Source organism: Pseudomonas idahonensis (assembly GCF_037903935.1).
Lineage (GTDB): Bacteria > Pseudomonadota > Gammaproteobacteria > Pseudomonadales > Pseudomonadaceae > Aquipseudomonas > Aquipseudomonas danubii.
This window is the reverse complement of record NZ_CP149586.1, coordinates 1692009-1711497: the sequence shown is the minus strand read 5'-3', so window position 1 is coordinate 1711497 and position 19489 is coordinate 1692009. Positions and strand designations below refer to the sequence as shown.

Here is a 19489-nt window from a genome sequence, read left to right as displayed (position 1 = left end):
GTGAGTCAGGTCAACACTCAATCAGGGGGCCCCATTATCTGTTTGATTTTCGCAGGTGTAGCGAAACGCATTAAGTGTCAGAGCCCGTGGGGGAGCGGGACTGTCAGCATTGATGTCTGGGCCTACTGCACAACGCCGTTTTCGGCACTTAAAGCAGTGGTTTACGACTTCAGCCCGAGCCGCGCGGGTGAGCACGCACGTAACTTCCTTGGGCAATGGAACGGCAAGCTGGTTTGCGATGATTTCGCCGGCTACAAAGCAAGCTTCCAGCAAGGCATCACTGAAATCGGCTGCATGGCCCACGCCCGCCGTAAGTTCTTCGATTTGCACGCAACGAATAAAAGCCAGCTGGCCGAACAGGCACTGCATTCAATCGGCGGGTTGTACGAAATCGAACGGCAAGCCCGGGACATGACCGACGTGGATCGCTGGCGAATACGCCAGGAAAAAGCTGTGCCCGTTCTCAACGCACTGCACATCTGGATGCTGGCCCAGCGCAATCTCGTGCCCGAAGGATCGGCTATCGCCAAAGCTCTGGATTACAGTATCAAGCGCTGGGCAGCATTGGTTCGTTATGCCGATGATGGCGCTGTGCCGATAGACAACAATCAATGTGAGAACCAAATACGACCTTGGGCTCTTGGATGCTCGAACTGGCTATTTGCGGGCTCGTTACGTAGCGGCAAACGGGCTGCAGCGATCATGAGCTTGATCCAATCGGCGCGCATTAATGGGCATGCCCCTTATGCCTATCTCAAAGATGTGCTGACGCGACTGCCGACGCAACGTGCGAGTGAGATCGGGAAATTGCAGCCGCATCAGTGGGTACCAGCCTGACTTGCGTAGAGTAAGTTGCCGAACGCTATCAGCCAGGCTGATATAATTTGCGCCTTTAGAATGTTTTAGGGGACTCTCATGCGCCAGGTTTTGCTCATTGTCGATGTTCAGTCCACCTTCAGCCCACCTGAGTGGCTAGTCGAAGGAATACGGGCTCTATCCGCAAAAATTCCTACGATCGCGTCTATTGAGCTTCACGATGAACAGGTAACTCCATTTCAAAGACAGCTTGGCTGGAGTCCTGCGAGCAAGGACGAAAGCCTTGTCGAGACAGACAGGGTCTTCGTAAAGCATGGCTACGGGCAGACCGTCGAAACGATCAAGTACATCAAAGAGTTGGGCGTTGAGAGGGTCTTGGTGTGTGGCATACAGACTGAGACCTGCGTGCTCGCAGCTGGCTTTGCACTATTCGACGCAGGCCTTACTCCTACGCTCGTAACCGATTTAACGGTGGGCTCTTCTCTAGATAGGTCTGGTCAACTTGGCATCGACCTATGGACGCATCACTTCCGCCAAGTCACTACAGTGGCTGAGGTGGTCGCGGGACTGTAGAGAGTTAGAAAGCTCGTAAGGATAGCCGTGTCCTATACGTAATGGTCATCACCTTAAACCAGTATCGATGATTGTAATGACGGCATGTTTGAGAGACTAAAGCGGGTATACACCATTACCATCAGAAAGATGACTTCGCCGGACGCTTACCGAAAAACGACGTTCGCTCATTGTTAGCTGCGGCTTTGTTAAGACACACTGACTCCGGCCACTTTGAGGCATTCAGCGCAGGGCTTGCCGTTGGTGACATCGATCAGCGAACGCTGGAAGCGCTTCAGCATATCGGTGTCGATTCAAGTGTGCTGCGGAGTAAATGTATCGATGAGTTTAAGGGCAGGATTTCCACTACATTGTCACCTTGTGTGACAATTCATCTGAGGAGGCATCCCGGATGCCATCCTCGGACGAGGTGATTACTTGGAGTTTCGAGGATCCAGCTACCAGTGAAAAGCCTGAACCTTTTCGCCATACCCTCCAGGAAATCCATGATCGCATCAAGATGTTCGTCACGGTAAAAACTCGAAATACCTCAGCGTAGGCTTACCCATCGCTTCAGAGCCTAAGGCGGTCAAAAGCGGTCGCCAGAATGTCAGCCAATAACCGTTGATCCATCGTCATCGTTCCGACTTCTAACTGTCACATTCGTCGCTTAGGTTTCCTTCGCCAAGATGCTCAAAGGGTGCTTTATGAATAGTGTATGCTGGCCGAAGACTCGGCGCATAGCTGCCAACCTCCGTTCACGAAGGAGGATCATTAGCGCGCTTTGCAGCCGCCATTCTCCAGTGATCAGGACAGCTGAATACCAGGCTGCCGTTTTACAGCGATATCCAATGGATCTCATAAGCAGTGCTGAAGTCGAAGCCTTGTTGAGCAGCTGGCTTCCCTCTGCCGGGCGTTATCAGAGACCTTACCTGATGCCCGATAACTTATAAGGTTCTTTAGATTGATCAAAAACAAGTCATGGGAGAGCAGCTACTGATTTGACTACAAAACAAAAAAAGGTCACTGAAGGGCCCTACGTTCTTACATCCTGAAATTACTTGGTCAGCCAGGACTCGACACGCGCAGCGCCGTGCTTTGTTTTCCATCCCTTCAGCGTCTTGTGATTCCCCCCCTTGGTTTCAACGACTTCGCCAGTGTGAGGATTTTTATAAACCTTCAGCTGGCGAGGCTTACGACTACGGACTTTCGACTCGACGTCTGGAGCGCGACGACCAGCTTGCGGATCAGGCAGGTTGATCACACCCTTAAGGCTGTAGCCGTATTTTGCGAGCAAATCACGCAATTTGGTCTCGAATTCTATTTTTTCTTCAGGCCAGCATCACCCTTGAGGGTTTCTAGAGCCTGGAGTTGCTCGGCGAGGTGTTTTTCGATCTGGCGGAACTCTGCAAGCTTCGATATAAAAAGTTCTCGATATGAGTAGTACAAGAAGGTTACACCATAAATCACGGCACACACTTTCAGGTAGCTGCGTCTTAGCCGTTCACGCGGACAGCCAGCAATACACAACACTTAAAAGCTAACTCGACGATCATTTTGAAAATCGCTCTACACTAACTTGAACATCTGAATGACGTTCATTGACTTAGTAGTAGTAGTCGATCCCTGGTTGGTCGTGGAATCAACAGCTTGTGAATGCGCTTCAGATTTTTCCTAGGTTGCCCCCCTGACCACAATCGGAAGCGTACGTAAGGTTGATCACGACGCTCAAGCGTTCAACCCAACCTTCAACATGACCAAGAAATCTTCAAGCACGAAATCTCAACCTATGACTCAGGACGCCAAGGCCCGTATCTACTCGGCGACGGCTCGAGAGAACGGCGGCAGCATCCCACCGGACAGTTTCGCTACCTGCAATACCTCTTATGCATAGGCCGTGTTTTTATCTGGCCCCTAGCGACGTAGACGAGTGGCGTAGCTCATGGGGAGGAGAAAAACATGCGCACTACTGATAATCGCGCCATGTCACGGCGCTGTTTGATGGACGCCAGGTCACAGAAATTAACTATCCCCCGAAGACGAATCACCCTTACCCGACCTTGATCACGATGGGTTTGCGGAGCTTGCCAAGTAGCGGCTTAGCGCCATGATGGCACTGGGCTAGAATGACGCTTCTCTAAGTTTTGCGATGCGGATATGCCGAAGGATCGCCCCTCCAAACGCTCTAAAACCGTTGTGGCTCAGCAACCTGCGAAACCCCGGAAGAAATTAGCAAGCCTTGCTGCAACGGGCGATCGAGGAGGGGCATTTGAGCGCCGCGTTCAGGCTGTCCGTCTTTTGGCCATGTGTCTCGGCGCAGCCTGCTCAGGGGTTCGTCAGGACTTCACCATCGTCAAACTGCAATTCCAGGGCCGCATCCACGAGCACAACACTGACGACTTGGTCGTGTCGACACGCTGCGGCGCTACTGGTCAGACGGCGACTGTGCGGATGCAGATGAAACGCTCATTGAGGGCTACCGCCAATCCTGTCTTTGAAGAGGCCGTTGGATTAGCCTGGTTGGACTTTGAGAGCGCAGATTTCCAGCGCGAGCTTGATGAGACGCTGATCGTCTTCGATGTAGCCAGCACCGGCGCCATGAAGGGTGCAATTGAAGTAGTCAACTTCGCCCGCTCCTCCACGTCTTTCGAGTCCTGGGACACGAAGGTTCACGCCCCGGGGTTCAGCAATGACGCTATCCGTACCGCCTACAGCGCAATAAAGGGAGCGGTCGAGACGTATAGCTTAAAACTTGTAGCCGAGGCCAAATCCGCCAGGCCTCTGTGAAATCGCGAGCGCTTGTATCGAACGGGCGAATGCGAGATGGCCCTAGGCTCAACGACTACCGAAACAACGGTATCTTACGGCTTCATGAGCTTCAGGAGGCCTCGGGGCAGGCCCGGCGCTCAGCTTATACGGTGCCCACTGCCATAGAGGTACTATCGTGGCCTATGATGGAGACCACTTGGGGTACGACATCCCCAAAGTCAAAGCGCCGCTCATTATCACGCCACAGGCTTGTGGGGCGTGGGACAGGCCCACAATTTAGGGGACGTTACCACCTTCGAGGAAGCGATCAGTTATTGCGAAAGGAGCCCGCTTGGCGGCATGCATGCAGGTCATGACGTCCAGCGTGCGCTCACCCAGACCACGAGCTACCAGACATGAGCACAGACGAATAGTCACCTCCGCTGACCACCAGAGAGGTTTGCCAGTTGCTGCGCGAAAGCGAGGTCAGACAGGCGAACATGTGCTCCCAATCGGTAGCCGGCTGACGGCGAGCTTTCAGCCCTGAAATACGCCGCTGCTCTCAAATGCCAAGTTGTTCGGGTTGACGAGCGCCTGAGCCTGTCACGACCACGGGGGCAAAATCATGACGGGCCTGCATCAGTGGATCCCGACCAGATCTGGGCGAGGCAGATGATCGGCTCATCTAACCTCGCTACATTTGGTGATCGTACCGGGCCATCTTCAGCATGGAACAGACGAAGTCCAGCTTCTCTTCAGTCGGCTCATCATCACGTAGCCAGCGTATCTTGATGCCTAGGTACTGCGCCCATTCGATACCCTTCTTGAAGCTTCGCCGGTCATCATTTTTTGCTGCGAGCTCAACGTATTGGTTGACCAGTTTGTATTGGTTTTTGCCTGCCCTGTATTTGGCATTTTCGAACGCTGCCTGGAAATGAGGCATCGCTGCCTCGAACTGATCCTTACGGTAGTGGTAGACCCCACGTAACCAGGGCACCATCCAGCACAGTTGCTCATCCAGTCCGTAGGCCGCTACCTGAGCAGCATAATCGTCGATCTGCCCCAGCTGTGTGGTCGCATCGCCCTTGAGCTCAAAGCCCTTCTTCAGAAGTTCTGCAAAACCCTGGGGAGGGGTCAAGGCTGACTGCCGCCGAAGCAGATCCAGATGGGTGCATACGGCGAAAAGACCATACTTACTCTTGAGGGCGTCGAGGACGTCATCACGTAATGGCACGCCAGGGTGAGCATTTTTTAGCTGCCACACCGTGTCGGCGACAGCGGTCACTTTGCTGCCAAAAAATGCCCAGTAATTTCTACAGGCAGCTACCCAAACGTACGAGGCAGACTCAGGGGATTCTTGCTGCTGCATCACGGGTGCAAGCTTAGCTTTGAACTCGTCGACGTCATCGGCAATCCATACGGCGTACTCTTGAAATTGTTGGCAAGCGTCGGCAAGGTACTGGGGGTCGTAGGCTTTTGTGATTTCCCTCGCGAGGTAGCTCGATACCCGAGCAATCAACAGCGCGACAAAGATGCTGACCTGAAGCTCTTTGGATATCTCTCGCCCGTTTCGAGCCAGGGCGGCGAATGATTCTTCAAAATTTTTGAACAGTGCTGGAAGCGCCGGAAGTCGTACTCCTCGCGTCCACTTGATGGCGTTGTCGAGGTTCTGTTGAAGCAAGTTGCTGTCGCTTTGAGGGTTCTTGCCAGGGTAATGAAACTGCGTCTGTGAAAGACCACAGCACGCATATGCCCAGCGCATAACCTTTTCCAGAGGCAATACCAGACTGCCATCTGCAGCAACCGTCGGCAGGTACCAGAATGTGTCATCTGGCGTTTCCAGCTTCAGGTCTGTAAGCCTGTGGCTGAGAAGGCTTTGATTCAGCGACACAACCAGCACAGGAATTGCCGTCGTCGAAATGAAGTACTGAACGGTTTCCGATTTGCTGAGGTAGGTTCCTTCTTCACTAACCAGCCGGCTGTATACATCCAGCAGATCGTTGAGTGGATCGCCTATAGCGCTCATGATCTGGATGCTGGGTATGTACGCTGTCAGGATGTTGCTGAGTCCCTGAATGACTTGGCCAAAATTTGAAAGCAGCCCACCTTCTTCTTTGGCCAGCCTCATCAACTGCTTTTGGAGGGACTTCTTCTGCGTCTCGTCAACGTCATCACGACTGGCTTCCTTACGCGGAAGCACGCCAAAGGCATCGTAGGCCAGCTTCACCAACTCGCCTTGGGTGGCGAAGCAAATATCTCTATTCATCTGAGATCCTTGATACCCCGGCCAATAATGACCGGGGTGCGCATTCCTAGCGCTGGTTGGGGTTGAGCTGCTTGCCACGATTACCATGAGCGTGAGCGTTCGTGGGATTAGTGCCTGATGTGCCACGATTACTGTTCAATGCATCTGACCTGTCGTTCTGCTGCTGACGCTGCTGGCTGGTGGGACTGGTTGGCTTGGCCATGACTGCTTCCTATTGGGTGGAAAGAAGGTCGCATGCTACCCGCGCGAAATAATGCAGTATCTAGGCTTTTTGGAGACGAGATTTCATCAGCACCGCAGCAGGCCTTCTGCGTAACCGTACGGGCAACACACCTTTCCTGACACCGACGCTTGAGGCAATGGTTTCCGTTAGATCCGCAGACACCATCACCTTTAATTGGCTCTGATACCCTGATCCGGCTCACCCGTGACAACTATTTCTGACAAGGACGACTACATGCCCACCGTACAACGGCTACTCCTACCCGATACCAATCAAAACCCTGTGCACGTCCTGACAGGTATCAACGTTGCAGACCGTCTCTGCGAAACCACCAGCACGCTCGAAGTCATTTTCCTGGTGCCCGCCAAAGCATCACTCACCTCTGGCGCCCTCCATGAAGCGCTAGGGGCGACGATGCACAGTAAGCTGGTCAAAGGAGTACCCGTGACATTGCCTAGCGGCGCCCAGATGCGCTGCGAAACAATGAAGACCTTGAAATGGGTATCCAAACCATCCGTGTTGGTCGCCATCTTTGCCGGCCAGGACATGATGGACAAAATCGATTCGCTGCAAAACCTAGTGGCTGTCCCATGGACACCCGATGCAATTGAAAATTGGAATAGAACCTGGTCACCCCAAGTGCTGGGCAAGCCCACAAAATCTGGGAAGTCTGCTGCCCCGGCGATCAAGCTCATCGCCGATCCAATCGTTGAGCAAGCAATGAAGTCTCTGACCTCAGTGATCAACTTGGGCACCGCCGTCCTGAACGCCTCCGATGATGATCACGCCAAACGCATCCTTAGAATCCTGCGCTCGCGTAACCACAAAGAGCCGGCAGAGAACATCAAACTCTGGGCAATCAAGAATGGCTGGCTGCCCAAAACTGCTGAGCGGCTGGCGGACTTGGCTGGAAAGGCGTTCGCTTTACGTTCAAAACCGAAGCTCGATAATCCGGCTCACGCCGAGCAGCTCTATCTGCGCTGGACTGAGGCAGCCCAGTCATAACTGACTCCATCCAAGAGCTCTCATCACGGGCGATGTGGAGAGAATTCAATACTTTGCCTGCCATAAATGTGAGCCCCAGGTACGTCAGGAACTTCTGCGTGCAGAAGAAGCTCCGGAGGCCACCACGACTGAAGGCGGCGGAGAGCACGCGCTTTGAGCCACAATCGACGAGAGTTTTGAGTTAGGTCTCCCCTCTATTTAACTCAACGCTGCCAACGCCCAGCCGCCCTGACTGGGCGTTGGTTAGCCCTCTAGCCCACCATGTACTATCCCGTCAGGCCTCGCCATGAGTGGTTTCAGAGAAGCTTCAGCACCTTATCAAGCGCATCGAGAGTGCCAGGCTTGAAGACTGCCCTACCATTTTGGTCGAGCACATCCCCCAGATCGCCGTGCTGTAGCTTGAAATCATTCAAGAAGTCTTTCGAGCCTAGGTATTCAAGCGCGCGCCGCTCTAGGGAATTGAGCTTGAAGTCCGGCGCACTGCCCGCACGGTCATCAATCCGGATCACCTTTCCAGGAGGATGTATTTGTTTGAGAGAAGCCTGCGCCTCAGCTAGCTCGACGAGGGTCTGCTGAACCAGCAACCGTAATTGTGGATCCTGAATCTCGTCGGCCCATGCATCCCCGCGACGTGGTCGTTTGGGTCTTTTACGACTGGCTGAGGAATTGGCGAAGCATTTGATTAGCGCCTTGTAGTTATCACCGGTGCTGTTGGCGATGCTCTGCGCCTTCGGCACCTTTCTCGACTCCCCGAGCCGCGCGACATTAGCGTAGGAGAAATCGGTACTTTTCTCCGTCACAATTTCCTGGCAAACCTCAAAGATCGCTTCAAGCGAAGCTCGCTGCTTCGGGTTCTTCTCGCACAGCAAGGCGAGCATTTCCTCAGGTGTCATTTCTCTCTCGTTCTCTGGCCGACCCACTCATGCCAAAGCCGTCTCAGAGAGACGGCCTCGTGAAGATACTTTACCGAAGGAGCGATCAATGATGCATCGCTCTCCCGATCTTTTTGATCACAGACGACTAAGCAAAGGCCTCCAACTCGATCGACTCTATCTCCTCCATGAAGGGCAAGGCTGAGGCATCCAGGAACGGCCTTGTTTCCAGCAACCTGGCAAAATCAGGCTTGGAGATACGATCCGGGCCCTGCAGGTCATCAATCAAGAGCTCACCAGAGACCAGCTTGTTGACCTTATTCCAGCTATGAAGCCGAGTCAGGAAGAAATCCGTTACCTGGTTACCTAGGATGAGTTGCTCCTTCTCGTTTAGGTTGAACATGGAGGGCCTTAGGTCGTTCATCTGTGCCATTCGATCGATCATCTGCGAACGGCGTGGGGTCGCCATGAGAGCCGAAGAAGACTGGTAGATCGTGGCGTTCACGCACACCTCGTTCAAGTGCTGGTAGAACGAGGTCTCTTCGTACTCGATCTCGATATCGCTACGATCGGTAGCAATCAGCTGCAGTGGCATATCTTCCCCTTCCGCTGATGCCTCAGCCTGATTGTTCAAGACGACACGGGAATCATTGATGAGGCGAGTGATTGCCTGCATGTCGCATAGGTGCAAATCCATTTTCGTCGCCAGTGACTCCATGTCAGCGTGCAATCGGCTATTGGCGAGTTCCAGCCCAAGCCGCCTCGCCTCATCAAACTCGACGCCCGCCCTTATGCACATCACCTGCTCCCGATCAAGCGCTTGGATCAGTTGCATGTTCCCTGCCGTCTGCTTCTCCAGATCGCTATATTGCTCGTACACCAAAGTCACGGCCAGGCTGATCTCAGTCCACAGCGCGGACAGGCCACCGAGGAAAACCGGCCCGGTAATGAAATGTCGGCAGCGCGGACAATTTTGCATGCCTAGATAACCAGCCGGTGTCGCCCCATAAGCAAGCGAATTTAGCGCCGGCCCTCCATCCTCGCAACGCGAACCGGCATACGGACAGATGCCATAGTCGCGCACCAACTGAGTCCCCGTCATGCCCGACATCAGCGCAGCGAGGGCTTCCTCACTATTCGCCACCAATTGGTGCCTCAATTCATCTATCCGGTTCTGCTCAATCATCAACTGAGCGTGCACGGCCTTATTCAAAAGGGCTCGCTTCTCCCCCTCTGCCATCGCGTGGCGCATCTTTGCACCACCAATTTTGGTGTAGTAGACACTCATCACGATGGATGCATGTCCAGCGATCTTCATGATGATGTGGATGGGCATTCCAAACTCAGCGACATACGCGGTGATCAGGCTCACCCGCATGGAGTGCGGAGTGAAACGAGATTCGTAGGCGGTCAGCGCACTAGGACGAGCCCCCTCTTCAAAGGTAGCCAGCGTCAGGTTCTTGGGCTGGATGTTGTACAGCGCCGCCGCTAGGCGCGTGGTCAGAGAAGGGGCAAAGGTCGGAGGTTGATCCTCGCCGAACGCCCTGAACAGGAAAGTATTCGAGCCCTTCCGCGCAAGCTTCTTCTTGGAGAGCCCTGTACGTTTGCTGCAATCCACCCAAGGGGTTAGACGGGTAATGGGATTGTATTTGCGCTGCCACTCCCGAAGCACCGTCAACCAATAGATCATCGGCTCCGGTATCCACGGGACATCGTAACCAGCACCGTCGTAGGAAGTCTTGTTGCTGGTGAAGTGCATGCCCCACGCTGGGTTCCCTTCTGAGTCCGTTTCGCGTCGCACGAACCCTTCCTGACGCCCATGCTTAGCTAAGGGCCCCATATTTTTCACCCACTCGGGCTTGCCATCGACGAATCTTACGAGGTACTCATCCGACTCTCCCGAGTCGTTATACATGACCTGCCGGCCCCGGGCGGGTACCGAGACCATGCAGTACAGCGCAATCCAGAAGACTGGAATCCACAGGTAGTATTCGCCACCTGATTCCCGCCAAATGCAGTTGGGATCATCGAAGTCGATCAGCTCCTTGTCCACAGGATAGTAGTCAGCGTCGTAGTTCTGGATATTCTTCAGATCCGCGAACGTCTTCGCCTCCGGCGGGATGATCCAGTTACGAACCTCTTCAACATACTGGTAGGCGAGAACCGGCTTGACGGATTCGGAGGGCCGTTCCCTCTGCCCCATAAATTCAACAGCTGCCAATGGATTGGATGCACCGGGCACGATGTAGACGAAGCCATTCTCATCCTCTTCAGTGAAGTGACGCTTCAATGCATCGTTCAGGTATTTATTGACCTCGTGCCAAATCCGGCGCCCGATGACCGGATCAGACTCAGCCTGCAAAAATTTGAGGTATTTCTTAGTGTCGACCACCTTTTTTGTCAAAAACTCACGCACATTTGCGCCGAGATCGTTCGGCTCTACATAGTTGCGCAGAAACTTGCAAAGTGAATGTTCCAACGAACCTTTCACCGGGCTATTGTTGACAAAGTGCGCGATATCATCATGCCAACCCTTACTTTTATCCGAGATTTGTTCAAGCCTGAAAGGCAAATCCTGCTCTAAGAATTCGAAGATATTTACCCACTCTTCATAGATCAGCTCAGGATTGTAGGGCATCCTTGGATCTTTCAACTTGGCGCAAAGAGCTCTGTAGTCGGAGCGAGTTTTGCACTTGTATCGAATGGCGATCGCTCTGAGATCTTCATAAAGGTAAGGCTCCGGTACTCCCATCGCATAGGGCCAGCCCTTCCACTCCCCCGCAAACATCTTTTCCGGATTTTCAGGCAGCACAGGGTAGGTTAGACGGGCGACTTGGTAATCACTTTGATTACTCAGCTTGAGGATCTTGATCGCAAGTTTCAAGTCTTCCATGTTGTCGCACGCTTTAGGCAACAAGAATGTTGGCCATCCCGGAAAATCGGGGAAGCGCCTATTGGGCTGAGCAGGTAAACGCGCGTCAACCTTCCAATTCTTTCGATAGTTATCTGCTCCGAAAAACCTGTGTGGCAACGCTAGCTCGCGTGCCTGCTGCCAAGTCGTGCAATAGTAGCTAGTCGTCGATTGCGTGATGGGAGACCAGCCCCGCCAATGAGAAAGATAGATATTTTCAGGTCGGGCAGGTAGCTTGGGGTCACTACGGTATTTACGAGCGTAGTCTTCCTTAGAGTTTATATATAGAAGTTTGACCGCTTCCATGAACTCTTCAAATGTCGCATAGTAACCGTCGGCTGCTGGATCCCGAACATCAGTTTCATCCACTCCCAAGAAGTGAGCCCAATTCTTGAATGCGCTGCCATAGGTTTTGCTCGGACTCTTCGGCAGGCGGGGATCCAGATGTCGTCTGCGCCGGTAATTGTCCGCATTATAGATTTCCAGGCACGCGCATGCCGCAGCGGCTTCCTCAATGGTCTTGTAAGACGGCTTTTCTGTTCCAAGAAGGACAGGGATTCCCGGAAAGTCTTTGTAGACCAGAGCAGGTGTATTGGGAATTCTTGGATCTTTTTTTTGTGCTGCTTGGTAAGAGCGGACGGTAGTCAAACCCAAGCCTCGAACAACCTCCTGAAGTTCATTCAACGTATAGAATTCTGGAATACCGAAGAACTCATTCCAGCCAACCCACTTACCTGCGTACACTTTAATAGGGTTTTTGGGCAGGTCGTCATGCTGTTCCTGAAGCGCTTGGTAATCTTTAATTCGTGAGATACCTCTCTCCAGCATGAACGCCTTGGCTTCTTCGTAAGTCTTAAAGACCTGAGCAACAAGCATAGGGCGGCGCGCACCGTAATTAAAAGTTCGAGTAGGCTTTTTTCTAAAATTTTTTGCCCCACCAACACTAGCACTCTCTTGCTGCACTAAGTTCTTTTTCTCTGTTCTCGGGACTTGGCTTTCAACTTCACCTTCATTTTGACCATGTTCAACACGAGAAATCTCGCCCACTCCGTGTTGGGTATTTACTTTTTCCTGGGCATAGCTCTGCTTGCCGCCTGACTTGGCCATGGGCGCTCTCCAACGTTTGATCTGAAGGCAACAAAACTACCTAAGATAAATACAATTGAGAAGACCCACTTAATTTTCAAAAAAGCAATATATAGCTAATTCTAAATTGAGAATTAAAGCGTATATTGAAGCTAATCTTGAATTGAGTTTCGCCTCGTGCATTCTGGCGAACTCAGGCGCGCTGAGGGCTCGGAATTTCTACGAAAGGGTCGCCAATTTTAAATTGGAATTTTTCTCTGGCCGGCCTCAGCGCTTAGCTCAATTTAGAATTGAGCCAAAATTGAAACGCCTTGTTACATTTTAGGGCGTTTTTGAGGGTTTAGGCCTATTTATGGCCGGCCAAGCTTCGGTTCGCTGAGTCAGATGGGAAACAGGCTCTAGGAGACGTCTTTTGTCCTAGGGGCGGTTGCTGTGGGCTTCCCTGGGTTTTCGAGGTGAAAGGCCCGGAGTGGCTGACGTTGAGGAGGAACGAGATAGGGCCGGCTAGCAAACTATTCAGCCCGGCTGGTTGCCATCAGGCTACTGAATGACTCACACGGTGGGGCCGCCTGGGGTTCAGACCGGGCAGCTTGCATCGCCTAGCAGTGTTCCTGTTCGCTCTGGAGTTCGCGCGCTTCCCGACGTTTCTCTGCGAGACGTTTCTCACCCTTCATCCTTTCGACCCTAGTGTCTTCGTAGGTAGGCTCTTTGTAGATCCGCTGAGATTCGATATTGCGATGGTGCAGGGCCTTTTGAATAAACTCCTCGGAAAGATCGGATTCACAGAGCCTGTAACCGTATGCGTGACGATGACCATGTTCGGTAGTTCCGAGCTTTTTGGAGTGCTCCAAACCAATACGGTGAACTGCATCCCGGTGTTGGCGGTTGAAGTTTTTCATCGTCTCCGGCCTACCGTCTGTGTTCGTGAACGCGTACGGATGGTCTTCAGTTGGCTGAGGGTTAACTCGCTGGTACTTAAGGTAGTTTGCGTAATAGTGAAGGAATACCTTGGCCATATCCAATGGGTAGAAATAGACTTCAACAAAGCCATCAGAGCCATCAGTCAGCAGCGGAGCCTTCCACCCGGCATGCAGCGAGTCTGTCTTTGAATACTCCGTGCGAGGCTTTCTGCGATAACGCCGGTTCAGATAATCACGGCGATTGGTATAGCCCTCTTCCTGAACGCGCCCATTCTCAGGGTGCCAGATACGCACATAGGCTTCTTTACGCGTCCTGTCGACGATCACGTCAGACAAAAATAAGTGAAAGATCTCGCTCTTACGCAGCCCCGCATAATGCATCAAGACTGTGATCGCCCTTCCCTTCCAGTCAATACGATCATTTTCCGTAGCGTCCGGGTCGGCCATGCGCCGCACCCATCCGTTTTCAAGCAAGTTGTGAATCTCACTTTCAGGAAAGCGCTTGCTGGGCCTTCTATTGAACATAGGCACGCTCGAAGTCTGCGTGCGCCGAACCCATTGATTCTCAGCGGCTGCGTCCTTTGGTTTGTGGAGATAGTTCAGGAACACATTGGATTGACGCTGGTAGTAGGCGCACCAGTTCATCCGCTCCTCCACCGATGTCGCCTTCCTGAATGGGTTGACTAAGGATTTCTCGTGTCCAGACTCACCAACGAGCCAGTCGGTGTACGCAGTGATGTGCTGCAAGAGCGTGCGAGCATCCTCGGCTTTACGCGGTAACCAGTACAGCCCACCAGGATCTTGCTGGGTCTCGATGTTGATCGTCCCGTACTGCAGTGCTGTCGCAAACGACTCCAGGAGCTCTGTCGTCTTAGTGAAGTGGCCTTCGTTCGCACCGATGTACGACAGCAGCAGCTTCATCGCGAATACGTTCCGCTCACGCCACGAAGCGCTCTTCTTGAGGTATCGCGTCGAGGCCAGAAACCTCAGGTGGGAGATCAGGATGCCTTGAGGCGTGAGTAACGCTGGGAGCTCGATCTCACGCCCCGTATTGTCGTTCTGATACAGCGTCCTGATCTTCAAGCTGACTGTCATGGTGCTAGCTCTCCTGCCCTCTTCTCCACGCCCTTTGCTGGCAAACCTGATGTGGTCTGTGTCTTCTAATCGTCATCAGCTGGCTTGGATTGATCTCTTTGGGATCTCCAACTTGGCGTAGGACGCGTGGTTTCTGGGGTTGGAGGCTTTTCGGATTTAGTAGTAGGTAGTAGTTAGTAGTTAGTATGTGGGTATTGTCTATTATAGTGGTACAGAGCGTCTTAGTGGAAGATCCTGCACTGGGGGTTTTTGGTTAATTTTTGAACGGATTCTGGGAGCTGAGGGGCTTGAGTGGGCTGGATAGTATTGATGTTGTACCGGTGATAATGGCGCGGCATGCAGCAATCCGGCGGTCGGCGGATCAAGCGCAGCCTGTACATCGATGCCAGCGGCGTGCGCTTTCTGCATGACGACGAAGAACAGCGGCTGAGCAAGGTGCGCCTGCTCACCGACTACATCGGGCGCAAGCAGGCCGAGCTCAAGAGTTGGAACGAAGCCCAGGGCAACGTCGCCGCGCTATCGGCCAACCGCCGACGCATGACCAATATCGGCACCTTCCGCGCCTATGCCCTGGCGTACCTCAAGAGCCACCCGGAGATCCAGCCGAACATGACCTGCATGGTGCGCCAGATGCAGACCACCGCCCAGGGCATTCCGCTGGAGATCTACTGCTTCACCCGCACCACGGCCTGGGTGGATTACGAGCGCATCCAGGGGGATATCTTCGATTACTTGCTGGCGGTGATGCCGGAATTTGGCCTGAACCTCTACCAGCAGCCCAGCGGCACCGATCTGCGGGCCGGTTTGCTGCCGGCGATAGCGGGCGCCAGCCATGTTCCACAACCAGAAAAGCACGCGCTTTAACCTGCAGCCGCAGCCGAGCCATGGCGAGGCTGCGCGAAGGCCCGCAGGGCCTTGCTTGGCGATCTTGAGATTTTGCGTCCCTTCGGGCCGATCGCAGCCTGCGGCAGCGGCTACAGCAAAGCCGAGCCGCTGTGCCGCGACTTCAGCGAGCAACCAGCCGGGAGCCGCGGCGGCTGATCCACACCGCCCCAAGGATCACCAACCCGCCCAGCAACAAGCGCCCCAGGTCTTCATGCTGGTTCCAGATCAGCAGGTTGACCAGCAGCCCCACCGGCACATGCAGGTTGTTCATCACCGCCAGGGTGGCGCCGGTCACCAGGCACGCGCCCTTGTTCCACCAGTACATCCCCAATGCCGTGGACACCAGGCCGAGAAACAGCAGCACCGCCCATTGCAGCGGCGCATCAGGCAGGTAATGGGCCTTGCCGAACAGCAGGAACGCCGGCAGTACCACCAGCAACGCCCCCAGGTAGAAGTAGCCGAAGCGCCGGTAATGCGGCAGGTCGCTGGGGTAGCGCGCCACCAGGTGCTTGTACAGCACTTGCCCGGCGGCATAGGTGAAGTTGGCCAGTTGCAGCAGCAAGAAGCCGATGAAGAAGTCCGGATTGACGCTGTCGTAGCGAATCACCACTGCGCCCGCCACCGCCACCAGCGCCGCCAGCAGCCCCCAGGGGTTGAAGCGCCGGTTCAGGGCGTCTTCGATCAGGGTCACGTGCAGGGGCGTGAGGATGGTGAACAGCAGCACCTCCGGCACCGTCAGCACCCGAAAGCTCAGGTACAGGCACACGTAGGTGATGCCGAACTGCAGGGCCCCGATCAGCAGCATGCCGCGCATGAAGGCCGGTTCCACCCGGCGCCAGCGGGTCAGCGGGAGAAACACCAGCCCCGCCAACAGCACCCGCACCAGCACCGCGAAGTAACTGTCGACATGCCCGGCCAGGTATTCGCCGATCAGGCTGAAGGAAAATGCCTGGATCAGAGTGACAAAAAGTAGATAGCCCATGTTCGCCTCATCTTGAATGGCGGCGACGATAGCGGTTTTGCCGGTACAGATGAAATCCCGGGCAAAAAAAAGCCCGATCTCGCTAGGCGTGCAATCGGGCGTCGGCACTGAAGAAGCAACCAGTGCAAAGGGAGGTTCGATGCGCGAACCGGCTTGAAGGGGATCCGCAGGCGCTACTTGAACACCGGCGGATTATCTGCGGATTAACGGCGCCCATCTTGCAGCGCCGCTTCGTCCAACGGGGCTCAGGCCACCTGGGCCAGCTTGGCGTTGGCCTGGTTCAAGCCCTTTTCGTGGAAGTCGCCGCCCAGGTTCAAACCTTCGGCGTGGATGAACTCGACGTCGTGGATACCGATAAAGCCCATGACCTGACGCAGGTAGGGTTCCTGGTGATCGGCGCTGCTGCCGGCGTAGATGCCGCCCCGAGCAGTGAGCACGTAGGCACGCTTGCCGGTCAGCAGGCCCTGGGGCCCGGTGTCGGTGTACTTGAAGGTCACCCCGGCACGCAGCACATGGTCGAGCCAGGCTTTCAGGGTGCTGGGAATGGCAAAGTTGTACATCGGCGCGGCCATCACCAACACGTCGGCGGCCAGCAGCTCCTCGGTCAGCTCATTGGAGCGCTGCAGGGACTCCTGCTCGGCGGCGCTGCGCTGCTCGGCAGGTTTCATCCAGCCTCCCAACAGGTTGGCGTCCAAATGCGGCACCGGGTTGCGGGCCAGGTCACGCACCGTGATCGAGTCGCCGGGGTGAGCGGCCTGCCATTGCTGGATAAAGGTCTGGGTCAATTGCCGGGATACGGAATCCTGCTGGCGGGCACTGCTTTCAATGATCAGGACGCGGGACATGGCTGAAGCCTCCATCGGGGTATGCGTAAGTCGATGGAGCGCAGATTAAACAGAGTGATATCGATGAAAAAGCGCAAATAACTGCTATAACCAATCAACAAATTCGTTTATAAGCGGAGCCAGCCCCAACGCAGCACGCCGGGCCGGCCCAGAGTCCATCATTTGGCCTGGCAGTTCAGGTCCAGGCGCAGCTTGATGATCTTGCGATTGAACTTGGCGGTCACGTTCTTGCTCTTGCCGGCCGCCACTTCCACCTTGCGGGTGCGGGGCGCCTCGGGGCCATTGCGAAACACCACCGAACACACGGCGTCGTTCTTGCCGTAGTTGTTCAACTGGATGGAGCCGATGTCTTCATCGGTAGCAAAGGTGGTGTAGTCGATGCTCTGGCCGTTCAACTGCTTCTCGACATCGATGGGATAGGCCCAGGCGCAGAGGGGCAACAGCGCCAGCAACACACAACAGAATTTTCTCATTCGGCAGTCTCCAATAAGGAGCGCCAGCTTAGGACAAGAGGAGTCCCTCATGAAAGCGCCCCGCGTGACCCTGGATCAATGGCGCACCCTGCAGGCGGTGGTCGATCACGGCGGCTTCGCCCAGGCCGCCGAAGCCCTGCACCGCTCGCAGTCCTCGGTCAGCTACACCGTGGCGCGCATGCAGGACCAGCTCGGCGTGCCGCTGCTGCGCATCGATGGCCGCAAGGCGGTGCTCACCGAAGCCGGCGGCGTGTTGCTGCGCCGCTCCCGGCAACTGGTCAAGCAGGCCAGCCAGCTGGAAGACCTGGCCCACCATATGGAACAGGGCTGGGAAGCCGAAGTGCGACTGGTGGTGGACGCCGCCTACCCCAACGCGCGCCTGGTGCGCGCCCTGACCGCCTTCATGCCGCAAAGCCGTGGCTGCCGCGTACGCCTGCGCGAAGAAGTACTGTCCGGGGTCGAGGAAGTGCTGCTCGAAGGCGTGGCCGACCTGGCCATCAGTGGCTTCAACATTCCCGGTTACCTGGGCACCGAGATGAGTTCGGTGGAGTTCGTCGCCGTGGCCCACCCGGAACATGCCCTGCACCGCCTGCAACGTGAGCTGCATTTCCAGGACCTGGAAAGCCAGTTGCAAGTGGTGATCCGCGACTCCGGCCGCCAGCAGCCACGGGATGTGGGCTGGCTCGGCGCCGAACAACGCTGGACCGTGGGCAGCCTGGCCACCGCCTCGACCTTCGTCAGCAGCGGCCTGGGGTTTGCCTGGCTGCCCCGGCACCTGATCGAACGGGAGCTGCGCGAAGGCCTGCTCAAGGTCCTGCCCCTGGACCAGGGCGGCAGCCGCCATCCGACCTTCTTCCTCTATTCCAACAAGGACAAACCCCTGGGCCCGGCCACGCAGATCCTCGTGGAACTGCTGCGCACCTTCGACACCGCGCCCCTGGATGCGCCCTTTGCCGCCCCCGAGCAAGCCTGACGTCCCACCCACCAGAACAGGAGTTCTGCCATGGCGTATTTCGAGCATGAAGGTTGCACCCTGCACTACGAGGAATACGGCCGGGGCGACCCCCTGCTGCTGGTTCACGGCCTGGGCTCCAGCGCCCTGGACTGGGAAAAGCAGATCCCCGAGCTCTCAGCCCGCTACCGGCTGATCATCCCGGACATTCGCGGTCACGGGCGTTCCGACAAACCTCGGGAGCGCTACAGCATCCCGGGCTTCAGCGCCGACATCGTGGCGCTGATCGAGCACCTGAACCTGGGTCCCGCGCACTACGTCGGGCTGTCCATGGGCGGCATGATCGGCTTCCAGCTGGCGGTGGATCAGCCGCAATTGCTCAAGAGCCTGTGCATCGTCAACAGCGCCCCCGAGGTCAAGCTACGCAGCGCCAATGACTACTGGCAGTGGTTCAAGCGCTGGAGCCTGGCCCGGGTGTTGAGCCCGGCCGCCATCGGCAAGGCCCTGGGGCCGCGCCTGTTTCCCAAGCCGGAGCAGGGTGAGCTGCGGCAAAAGATGGCCGAGCGCTGGGCAAAAAACGACAAACGTGCTTATCTCGCCAGCTTCGACGCCATCGTCGGCTGGGGAGTGCAGGAACGTCTGGGGCGGATCACCTGTCCAACCCTGGTCGTCAGCGCCGACCGCGACTACACCCCGGTGGCGGTCAAAGAGGCTTATGTCAAACTGCTGCCGGATGCACGGCTGGTGGTGATCGAGGACTCCCGACACGCCACGCCGCTGGACCAGCCGCAGCGCTTCAACCACACCCTGCTGGACTTCATAACCACAGTCGACACCACCACTCAGGATCACTGAACC

General features: G+C 55.4%; 12 protein-coding genes and 4 pseudogenes. 8 read left to right on the top strand and 8 right to left on the bottom strand.

The annotated features are described in order from the left end of the window. Window positions 1–114 precede the first annotated feature (114 nt). From tnpC to WIN67_RS07800, 3 genes and pseudogenes are all read left to right on the top strand, one after another. Window positions 115–837 (top strand): annotated as a pseudogene (gene tnpC / locus WIN67_RS07810) (IS66 family transposase); the annotation flags it as partial. Window positions 838–915: 78 nt separating this feature from the next. Next, the gene (locus WIN67_RS07805) at window positions 916–1389 is read left to right on the top strand and encodes an isochorismatase family cysteine hydrolase (protein WP_339070877.1); all 474 of its coding nucleotides are present in this window, start codon (window positions 916–918) and stop codon (window positions 1387–1389) included. A 107-nt stretch (window positions 1390–1496) separates the two neighbouring features. Further along, window positions 1497–1927: pseudogene (locus WIN67_RS07800) on the top strand (arsenate reductase ArsC). 498 nt (window positions 1928–2425) lie between these two features. Here the strand turns inward: WIN67_RS07800 and WIN67_RS07795 are convergent. Beyond that, window positions 2426–2790 (bottom strand): annotated as a pseudogene (locus tag WIN67_RS07795) (histone-like nucleoid-structuring protein, MvaT/MvaU family). A gap of 735 nt (window positions 2791–3525) precedes the next feature. Between WIN67_RS07795 and WIN67_RS07790 the strand changes: the two are divergent. Then, on the top strand, window positions 3526–4155 hold the full coding sequence (locus WIN67_RS07790) for a hypothetical protein (protein ID WP_339070876.1): 630 nt from the start codon (window positions 3526–3528) through the stop codon (window positions 4153–4155). Between the two features lie 655 nt (window positions 4156–4810). Here WIN67_RS07790 and WIN67_RS07785 read toward each other — a convergent pair. Beyond that, the gene (locus WIN67_RS07785; RefSeq protein ID WP_339070875.1) at window positions 4811–6382 is read right to left on the bottom strand and encodes a hypothetical protein; all 1572 of its coding nucleotides are present in this window, start codon (window positions 6380–6382) and stop codon (window positions 4811–4813) included. A 457-nt stretch (window positions 6383–6839) separates the two neighbouring features. Here WIN67_RS07785 and WIN67_RS07780 point away from each other — a divergent pair, with 457 nt between their 5' ends. Continuing rightward, window positions 6840–7610: a hypothetical protein gene (locus tag WIN67_RS07780; RefSeq protein WP_339070874.1), complete on the top strand. Its 771-nt coding sequence runs from the start codon at window positions 6840–6842 to the stop codon at window positions 7608–7610. Window positions 7611–7906: 296 nt separating this feature from the next. Here the strand turns inward: WIN67_RS07780 and gmtX are convergent, their stop codons facing one another. The 3 genes from gmtX to gmtY all read right to left on the bottom strand — a co-directional run bounded on the left by gmtX (window position 7907) and on the right by gmtY (window position 14494). Beyond that, window positions 7907–8503 carry a gamma-mobile-trio protein GmtX gene (gene gmtX / locus WIN67_RS07775; RefSeq protein WP_339070873.1) on the bottom strand — a complete coding sequence of 199 codons (597 nt, stop codon included), beginning with the start codon at window positions 8501–8503 and terminating at the stop codon, window positions 7907–7909. A 127-nt stretch (window positions 8504–8630) separates the two neighbouring features. Next, window positions 8631–12500, bottom strand: a complete 3870-nt coding sequence (gene gmtZ / locus WIN67_RS07770; RefSeq protein ID WP_339070871.1) for a gamma-mobile-trio integrase GmtZ — start codon at window positions 12498–12500, stop codon at window positions 8631–8633. A 578-nt stretch (window positions 12501–13078) separates the two neighbouring features. Beyond that, window positions 13079–14494, bottom strand: a complete 1416-nt coding sequence (gene gmtY, locus WIN67_RS07765; protein WP_110651944.1) for a gamma-mobile-trio recombinase GmtY — start codon at window positions 14492–14494, stop codon at window positions 13079–13081. A gap of 327 nt (window positions 14495–14821) precedes the next feature. Here gmtY and WIN67_RS07760 point away from each other — a divergent pair. Next, a pseudogene (locus WIN67_RS07760) lies at window positions 14822–15358 on the top strand (mechanosensitive ion channel family protein); the annotation flags it as partial. A 142-nt stretch (window positions 15359–15500) separates the two neighbouring features. Here the strand turns inward: WIN67_RS07760 and WIN67_RS07755 are convergent. The 3 genes from WIN67_RS07755 to WIN67_RS07745 all read right to left on the bottom strand — a co-directional run bounded on the left by WIN67_RS07755 (window position 15501) and on the right by WIN67_RS07745 (window position 17679). Further along, a complete protein-coding gene (locus WIN67_RS07755) occupies window positions 15501–16361 on the bottom strand; it encodes a carboxylate/amino acid/amine transporter (RefSeq protein WP_306398378.1) in 861 nt (286 codons plus the stop codon). Between the two features lie 245 nt (window positions 16362–16606). Then, window positions 16607–17206: an FMN-dependent NADH-azoreductase gene (locus WIN67_RS07750; RefSeq protein WP_102861686.1), complete on the bottom strand. Its 600-nt coding sequence runs from the start codon at window positions 17204–17206 to the stop codon at window positions 16607–16609. 158 nt (window positions 17207–17364) lie between these two features. Beyond that, window positions 17365–17679, bottom strand: coding sequence for a 3-phosphoglycerate kinase (locus tag WIN67_RS07745; protein ID WP_102878800.1), 315 nt, complete (start codon window positions 17677–17679; stop codon window positions 17365–17367). Window positions 17680–17728: 49 nt separating this feature from the next. On the opposite strand from WIN67_RS07745, the gene WIN67_RS07740 reads away from it, so the two are divergent. Next, a complete protein-coding gene (locus WIN67_RS07740; RefSeq protein WP_123726405.1) occupies window positions 17729–18652 on the top strand; it encodes a LysR family transcriptional regulator in 924 nt (307 codons plus the stop codon). 30 nt (window positions 18653–18682) lie between these two features. Next, window positions 18683–19486: an alpha/beta fold hydrolase gene (locus tag WIN67_RS07735; protein WP_306383230.1), complete on the top strand. Its 804-nt coding sequence runs from the start codon at window positions 18683–18685 to the stop codon at window positions 19484–19486. Window positions 19487–19489 lie beyond the last annotated feature (3 nt).